The following is a 7,258-nucleotide window of genomic DNA, read 5'->3' as shown; positions in this document are numbered from 1 at the left end:
CTAAAATATAAGTCAGATACTTATATTATTGTATTTTATATATGACGTATAAATGGTCATTATAATCAATTAATAAATTAAAAATATAGTTAAGAAAACATAAAAATAAATGGTACAGGATTAACTCCCCTCCCCTAAAACTTAACTTAATTTAGTTGTAACATCATCACTAACTAACCTACATAATCTATATTTGATACCATTTATCCAGTAGAATATAACATATAGTCCTTTCATTGATCTTTTATCCAACCAGTTTGCATTGCTCCACTAATATCAAAATAATACAATTCATTATTTATCTTTTGCATCCTATTTTGATAGTGCCAGTTTCACCACAATAATGCCATTTGCTATAATTATTATCAAATATCCATCCAATTTTCATTTCTCCTTTTATAGCTACTATTGCATTTGCTACTATCCTCCATATTCCACTTCTTAAAATAATTTCTTACTGATTCGAGTGATATAATAATTTTTCCTGTTTTTTTTAATTCTAATTAGAATTTTCTATAAACATGCCTACTAAAATTAGCATAGCATTGAGGTATCCTTTTAATTTTATATTTTAGCCGAGCATGAAGAGAGGCTGGCACATTTTTCTTCATATTTATTCAAATTTACCCACATGCCCTAAAGTGGCGATTTCACTACATTATAAAACACTCTTATGTATCTTAAATCTAACTGAATTTTAATCTGTATTTTTATCATCATGATTTAAATTATTGGATTTATCGAAAGAATAAAATCTGTAATACATTTCTCCAAAATGTCTCCCTGTAAATAATTCAAATAGATTACTTAAAAATATCCTCAATATCATTCCCGTCAAAATAGTTAAAACTGATGCTATAAAGCTTACTCTGTTATTTATATCTCTACTAAGCATAAGAACTGACATGGCAACAAAAATCTGAATTATCAAAATGCAAATGCCAACTATAACAAGAAAATTTACAAGTTTTTTATTTTCATATAAAATGCCTTCCATTCTTGTTTTTTATCTATTTATAATACTTTTACTTTGAAATAATCATATTAATGCAAATTAAAATAAACTGCTACTATATCAAAAAATCACCTAAAGAGTAACGAACATGCTTTTCTTTTTCCTTATTCACAAAGACCGACGTATTATATCCTACCGCTCTCTCTTGACAAGTCTGTTGATAAAAGTATCCTCTAATATCTATTACATTTGCTACCAATACATCTTTATAGTTTTTATACTAAGGCATTATTCCACCGAAACCTTGAAGGTTAAATTACGATTACTAATCAAGTCAATGCTAAATTCGAATTTGTTGAACTTTTTCTACAACTGTATCTCAAATTCAAGTTCAGTCAAATCTTCTCGCCATGAATTATTTGCTTTTTCTGATACTTTTACAAATCCTGCTTTATTATACATACTGATTGCTTTATCTAAGTCATTTGTGGTATTCAGATAAACACTCTTATAGTTTTTCTCTCTAGCAAAATTGAGTGATTCCTGTAATAGTTTCTTACCTAGACCAATTCCTCGATAGTGTGGGGCAAGCAAGAACCATCGAAGTTGTGCACGTTCTCCATGACCTATGATACCAATACAACCTATTATTTTGCCACTATGTTCTGCACACCATAAACGTTCGCTGTCTGGATTATAGCCACGAATAAATTCAAAAAATGATTCGGCTACATATCCTTCAAAATCGGTAGAATATTCATATTCCTCTCGATAAATCCATCCATGCATATAGGTAATATACCCTATATCTCCAGGACATACATCTGTGCGGATAGTAATATCATTTAATTTAATATTGGCACCATTCATTAAAATAGTTTCTATAGATATCATATTCTTAACTAAACAATTCCTGTCAATTTTTACTAATGGCTTTATCATTTGAGCAATTTGTTCATCTGAACTATTATTTAAATCATCCATTTTTTCTTTTCCATCTGATGTAAGATGTAGATATTGTACTCGACCGTCCTCAAATGATTTTTCTTTCGTCAATAAACCCATTTTATAAAACTTTTTCAATATTCTGCTTAAATATCCTGCGTCCATACACAAAATATCTACCAATATTCTAGACGTGCATTGTTTCGTTTTTTCAATTTCATGTAAAACGCGTACTTCTGATAATGATAAGTCACTTTCTAGAATATGCTGGTCTAATAGACCTAATACATTTGTATAATAGCGATTGAAACTTCTAATAATACTAACACTGTTTTTAATATTTTTATTCATATCAAAATCCTTCCTATCATATTATAAGAAAATTATAATCAATATACTTGCTTTTATCAATTATATCGTTTGCTTTTGTCAAGTTTTTTCTTTTGAAAACATATAATTTTTACAAATTACTATTTATTTAGTTTACTATATACGAACATTGCGTAATAAGAAAATATTACACTTTCATTTCTGAATAATGTGATATTCCAGCCTGCTAATTATTTTATTAATTCATAAAATAAAGTATCATAGCTTAAGCTACATTTGCTTATAGTAAAAAATAGTTTCGTGTAAACTACCATTATGAGATTTTGCATATTTCGGTATTCGCCCTGCTTCAATATACCCAATAGACTGATATAACAAGTTTGAAGGATCTCCCGATTTTGTATCTAATGTAATAAGATTTCTCTGCTCAATTTTTGCTCTTTCTTCTGCGCTCTCCATTAAATGCTTCCCCAATCCTTCTCTTCTGACATCAGAATGTACCATAAGTTTCGCAATTTCTGCACGATGTTTTCCATTTTGTTTTTGGCATAAATGTAATTGCACAGTCCCAAGTATCCTTCCTCTTATTTGTACAACCCAAAGTATAACTCCTGTTGTCAATGCTTCTTTCCAATATTGTTTTGCATCTTCTATGCTTAATGATGGTAAAAAACCAACTGATGCTCCCCCTTCAACTACGTTTATCAAAAGTAGTGAAAGCTCATGCAAAATATTATCTGAAACTTGTGTCATTTCCTTAATTTCAAAATTTTTAGTCATAATTAACTCTCCTTTTTAAATTTCCAATTACAAATATTATACCAAAAATAGAATAGGTAAGGCTTTGAAGTAATCTTTACCTTTTCCCCTCCTCCGCACCGTACACGAGAGTTTCCAACTCATACGGCGCTCCATCAATATTTACTTATATATTTATATTATACAATTTCCAACCTTTAATCGAAGTTTATTAAGTCTTTCCAAGCTTTTTTTATCTAAGTTCAATATATCTTTGTATTTTTCTATAATTTCTACAGCGTGAATTAATTTGTAAACATCCTTTAACAAAAGTAAGATTCTTGTATTCATCTTTTCCGCCTAGTTCTTTAGGTTTCTTATGATGACATTCCATATTTCCTATTTCTAAAATTTCACCAGTTACACTACACTTCCCATTTTGAGCTATATACAACGATATTCTATTATCATTATATTCTGTGGTTTACCCTTGCACAGGGTTTTCCATGATATAATTCAAGATTTTATGATTTATCGCTCTTAAATTATCATGGATTCTTTTTCTATCTTCTTCTGTATAGTTGCAAATTTCTTGATTGAGATTCTTAGCGTTTGATGTCTTAATTCCAGCTACAGGAAACAATATCAATCTTGCTATATACCATTTTTTATAGTTATATTTTTCTTTAATATTAAGTATTCTATAATTTGATATTGCAACTCTATGTGTATATCTTCCTAAATACTTTAGTACATGGGAAGCACTTTTATAAGGTGCTTTAGAGTAAACTATCCATTCTTTGGCATACATTTCATTTAAAAATTTACTGTATGATTTGGAATTAGTAAATTGTAATATATCCTTATTTAAAATAAATTCTTGTGTTTTGAAAGCTTCTTTGAATTATGGGAGAAATTTTCCTCTAAATTTTCTTGATAAAACTTTTACTGGAATAAAAAAATTTTCTTTAGAGTTATTCCACCTATTTCCTAAATTACTCAAACCGACCGAAGGAACTATACAATGAATGTGTGGATGAAACATTAAATTTTGCTCCAAGTATGCAATATTGTTGTAATGCCTATATCAGCATCTAAATACTTCTTGTCCTTTGCTAATGTTTGGCATTTAGGGAATGTCTATTTCGACAATAATTATATGATATCTTAATATCACCGCACTCATCACATTGTTGAATATGTCCGCCTAAATTTGATGTTCTGCAAAATTTTATATCTGATATTACTTTTTTAATATAACTTGGAAGCCTATGATTTTTTAAATATTTATCCCCATAAGTTTCGAAAATTTCTTGCAATTGATTATTTCTAGTCATCTAATAAATCAGCTGGACTTTTAATTTTTAATACTTTATAGTCTCTTAAATGTAGATATATCGTTGTTGAAGTTATACTAGAATGTCCCATTAACCTTTGGATATAAATTATATCCGTACCTGCATCTAAAAGATGCGTAGCGAATGCATGGCGAAGTTTTGTATTTTAGTTTTAGCTAGATATTTTGTAAAAGCAAGTTGAATTGTTCTAAGCCCTAATGGTTTTACTCTATCTTTTCCAAGAAATAAGTAGTCTTTAGGCTTATATGTTTTCCAATATTCCCTCAAAAGCATAAGCGTGTTACAGCCTAATAAAGTATGTCTATCTTTTTTTCCCTTACCATCTCTAACGATTATTTTCATGGCGTTACTATCAATATCACTAACCTTTAAATTTCTAACTTCACTTAATCTTAAACCACCTGAATATATAATTGAAAAAATTGTCTTATATCTCAAATCATCAATAGAATCTAAAAATTCTTTAACTTCACTTTTGGAAAGAACTATTGGTAATGTTTTTCTTCTTTTCATCCTAGGAACTTTTAAGTTGTTCCATTCTTTATTTAAAGTAACAACAAAAAGTAATTTTATTATTGAATTTTTATAGTTTGCAGTATCTTCTTTTAATTTTCTATTTATGATACAATCATATAAGAAATCTACTGCATGCTTTTCTTGGAAAAGCGTTGGAGGTAGAGAAACAAATTTTTCAAATTCACCTGCAACTAGTAAGTAATTTTTAATAGTGGATTCTGTAAATCCACGCATTACTAAATCTTTACGAAAATTGACTTGTAGTTCAGTCATTTTCATTAACACTCCTTTCGACGTATAAAACAAGGGGTGTTACAAAATAAAAAGATGTTGTGGCGACAACATCTTTTTATTTTCACATATTTTCGGATATTATGAAACTATGAATTAAAAATTTATATTACGGATAAAGCCAAAGCCGTCGCTTTTAGCGAGTTAGTTCTATTTACATATTCTGCATTACTGAACTTTTATATTGATGGGATTTCTCCCTGCATTTAAACCTGCAGTTTCAACCTTAACATTTGTAATCCCCACTCGTTTATCCTACAAGATTTTAACTTTTCTTTAGCCATTTATAAAACAATTCTCTGGAAGAATATCCCAATTGAAGAACTGTTTCAGTTACCGATCCACATTGGTGATAGTACTTTAGTGCAGCTTTTCTCTTTTCAGCTGAATACATTCATTATTTAGCTCCTTTCAAAGCCTAAAGAAGCCCAACTTTTTGTCTGCACCCCCGGTTTATAACGCTCCTCTTTTGTTGCACTTTTATTCACGAACCAGTACGCAATTGTATTAATAAAAATAATAGTTTTTAACTATTTGATATTAATTTTATGCATAATGAAAGAACTCTAATTAATAGAGCTCCTAATTTTATTGTTTTGATTTCAATTTTACAATTCCATTACCAAACAATATTATTTGATCAGTTTCTTCCAAGTATTTCAATGTAGGTACCATAAGAGCTTTTAACCTTGCAAATTTTGAACCAATTAAAGTTTTTTGGTAAGTTGCAAAGCATATTTCGTTTAATTCTGTCAAGCTCATTCCATTTGGTCTTATTTTAAGGTTCATAATAACTTTTTCTACTATATCCATATTCACACCACCTTCTATATATTAATTATACAGAAAGTACTTTTTCCCTTTTTTTACCTTTACATTTTCACGAACCTCTTGATTTTCTTATTGTTTTAATTTATTTTAAACTTGCTCAAATTGTCACACTTTTGTCACAAAAACCATCTATAATAAAATATAGTAGTTAAGCCTTATTATTTATTCTCATTAAACAACAAATATTGGTCAGTATTGGGATAGTCTGTTACACCCTAGCAGGCTGTCCTTTTTTATTTTCTAATTAAATATTGATTCTATATTTAATTTCTATGTTATTTAAGTTTTTCTATTTTTATTATGCCACTAGTAACAATAACTGTTTTCAACATCTAAATCCTTTACTTTGATTTTTATTTTCGTCAATTATTAGCATCTCCACACATCTACTGATGTAATTAGCTTTGAGTCTAAAATTATATATATGTATTCTCTTTAACTTTTATAATAAAATTATTAAATGTTTTTTGAGATAGCAGAATACTTAAATTAGATCCTACATTTAGCTTATAAAAAGGCTCTCTAGCAAAACTAAAGAACCTTAACTTAGTGTTTATAGTAAAATTTAAAAAAATAGTTGTTAATATCTTATACTAATTAATACTTATTCCACAACATTCACTGTCAGGTTGATATCCACGTTTTTTTGCTTCATTTAAAGTCAATTCTCTTGTTTTATCACCATTACAATTAGGTATTGTATGATACTTAGTATTTGCCATACTTACATAAACCATTTTGCTATTATCACTAATAACACCTGTCTTTTTAACGTATTCCGGTATATTTGTAGTCCACACACCATCAGAGCCTAAATAATAGTTTCCTGTGTATTGATTTTGAGCCATGTATCCATCGGAATAGAAATAATACCAGTTTCCACCAATTTCTGTTCAACTTGATGACCATGAGCTTCCTTCTGTGTTCCACCATCCATTAGAATCTTGTTTCCATTCTGCATTAGCATCTATCTAACCAAATCCTAATATACTTACACTTAGTAATCCTATACATATAACTTTCTTAATAATTTTTCTCTTCACTATTATTCATCACCTTAAATTAGTAATTAATATAATCATACTATATTTAGGGAATTATTTTAAAGAAATTCTATACAACAAGCTGACTTACGGACAGTCATTTGTATTAAGTACGCTTAATTTATAAATAATTTATATATTTCATTATAATTACAATGGTAATTAATAAAATAAAAATCTTATAATCATATATATTCATAAATATGAAATTTATTGAAGTAAAAATAATCAAACGTCCCCTTTGAACATTT

At 28.4% G+C, this 7,258-nt stretch carries 8 protein-coding genes and 2 pseudogenes; all 10 read right to left on the bottom strand.

Annotated features, from left to right (window positions below):
* Window positions 1-233: 233 nt before the first annotated feature.
* Window positions 234-311 (bottom strand): hypothetical protein, encoded by a 78-nt coding sequence (locus CLPUN_RS29525; protein WP_423237275.1) that lies wholly within the window; start codon window positions 309-311, stop codon window positions 234-236.
* 386 nt (window positions 312-697) lie between these two features.
* A complete protein-coding gene (locus tag CLPUN_RS03425; protein ID WP_077845984.1) occupies window positions 698-997 on the bottom strand; it encodes a hypothetical protein in 300 nt (99 codons plus the stop codon).
* Window positions 998-1,321: 324 nt separating this feature from the next.
* A complete protein-coding gene (locus CLPUN_RS03420; protein ID WP_077845983.1) occupies window positions 1,322-2,251 on the bottom strand; it encodes a helix-turn-helix domain-containing GNAT family N-acetyltransferase in 930 nt (309 codons plus the stop codon).
* A gap of 249 nt (window positions 2,252-2,500) precedes the next feature.
* Window positions 2,501-3,010: a GNAT family N-acetyltransferase gene (locus tag CLPUN_RS03415; RefSeq protein WP_077845982.1), complete on the bottom strand. Its 510-nt coding sequence runs from the start codon at window positions 3,008-3,010 to the stop codon at window positions 2,501-2,503.
* Window positions 3,011-3,221: 211 nt separating this feature from the next.
* The gene (locus CLPUN_RS26915; RefSeq protein ID WP_143328967.1) at window positions 3,222-3,422 is read right to left on the bottom strand and encodes an HNH endonuclease signature motif containing protein; all 201 of its coding nucleotides are present in this window, start codon (window positions 3,420-3,422) and stop codon (window positions 3,222-3,224) included.
* Between the two features lie 207 nt (window positions 3,423-3,629).
* Window positions 3,630-4,305: pseudogene (locus CLPUN_RS29805) on the bottom strand (IS91 family transposase); the annotation flags it as partial.
* Between the two features lie 100 nt (window positions 4,306-4,405).
* Window positions 4,406-5,115, bottom strand: a pseudogene (locus CLPUN_RS03385) (tyrosine-type recombinase/integrase); the annotation flags it as partial.
* Between the two features lie 283 nt (window positions 5,116-5,398).
* Window positions 5,399-5,527 carry a hypothetical protein gene (locus CLPUN_RS29095; RefSeq protein WP_278281596.1) on the bottom strand — a complete coding sequence of 43 codons (129 nt, stop codon included), beginning with the start codon at window positions 5,525-5,527 and terminating at the stop codon, window positions 5,399-5,401.
* Between the two features lie 194 nt (window positions 5,528-5,721).
* The gene (locus CLPUN_RS03380; RefSeq protein ID WP_077845977.1) at window positions 5,722-5,946 is read right to left on the bottom strand and encodes a hypothetical protein; all 225 of its coding nucleotides are present in this window, start codon (window positions 5,944-5,946) and stop codon (window positions 5,722-5,724) included.
* A 611-nt stretch (window positions 5,947-6,557) separates the two neighbouring features.
* Window positions 6,558-6,812 (bottom strand): hypothetical protein, encoded by a 255-nt coding sequence (locus tag CLPUN_RS03375; protein WP_077845976.1) that lies wholly within the window; start codon window positions 6,810-6,812, stop codon window positions 6,558-6,560.
* Window positions 6,813-7,258: the final 446 nt, after the last annotated feature.

It is taken from the genome of Clostridium puniceum (assembly GCF_002006345.1).
Taxonomy (GTDB): Bacteria; Bacillota; Clostridia; order Clostridiales; family Clostridiaceae; genus Clostridium; species Clostridium puniceum.
This window is presented reverse-complemented; position numbering and strand designations above follow the sequence as displayed.

Coding starts and splice junctions, on each gene's coding strand:
- CLPUN_RS03375 (WP_077845976.1), bottom strand. CDS start 6,812: ATGGCTCAAAATCAATACACAGGAAACTATTATTTAGGCTCTGATGGT.
- CLPUN_RS03420 (WP_077845983.1), bottom strand. CDS start 2,251: ATGAATAAAAATATTAAAAACAGTGTTAGTATTATTAGAAGTTTCAAT.
- CLPUN_RS03380 (WP_077845977.1), bottom strand. CDS start 5,946: ATGGATATAGTAGAAAAAGTTATTATGAACCTTAAAATAAGACCAAAT.
- CLPUN_RS03425 (WP_077845984.1), bottom strand. CDS start 997: ATGGAAGGCATTTTATATGAAAATAAAAAACTTGTAAATTTTCTTGTT.
- CLPUN_RS29525 (WP_423237275.1), bottom strand. CDS start 311: ATGCAAAAGATAAATAATGAATTGTATTATTTTGATATTAGTGGAGCA.
- CLPUN_RS03415 (WP_077845982.1), bottom strand. CDS start 3,010: ATGACTAAAAATTTTGAAATTAAGGAAATGACACAAGTTTCAGATAAT.
- CLPUN_RS29095 (WP_278281596.1), bottom strand. CDS start 5,527: ATGTATTCAGCTGAAAAGAGAAAAGCTGCACTAAAGTACTATCACCAA.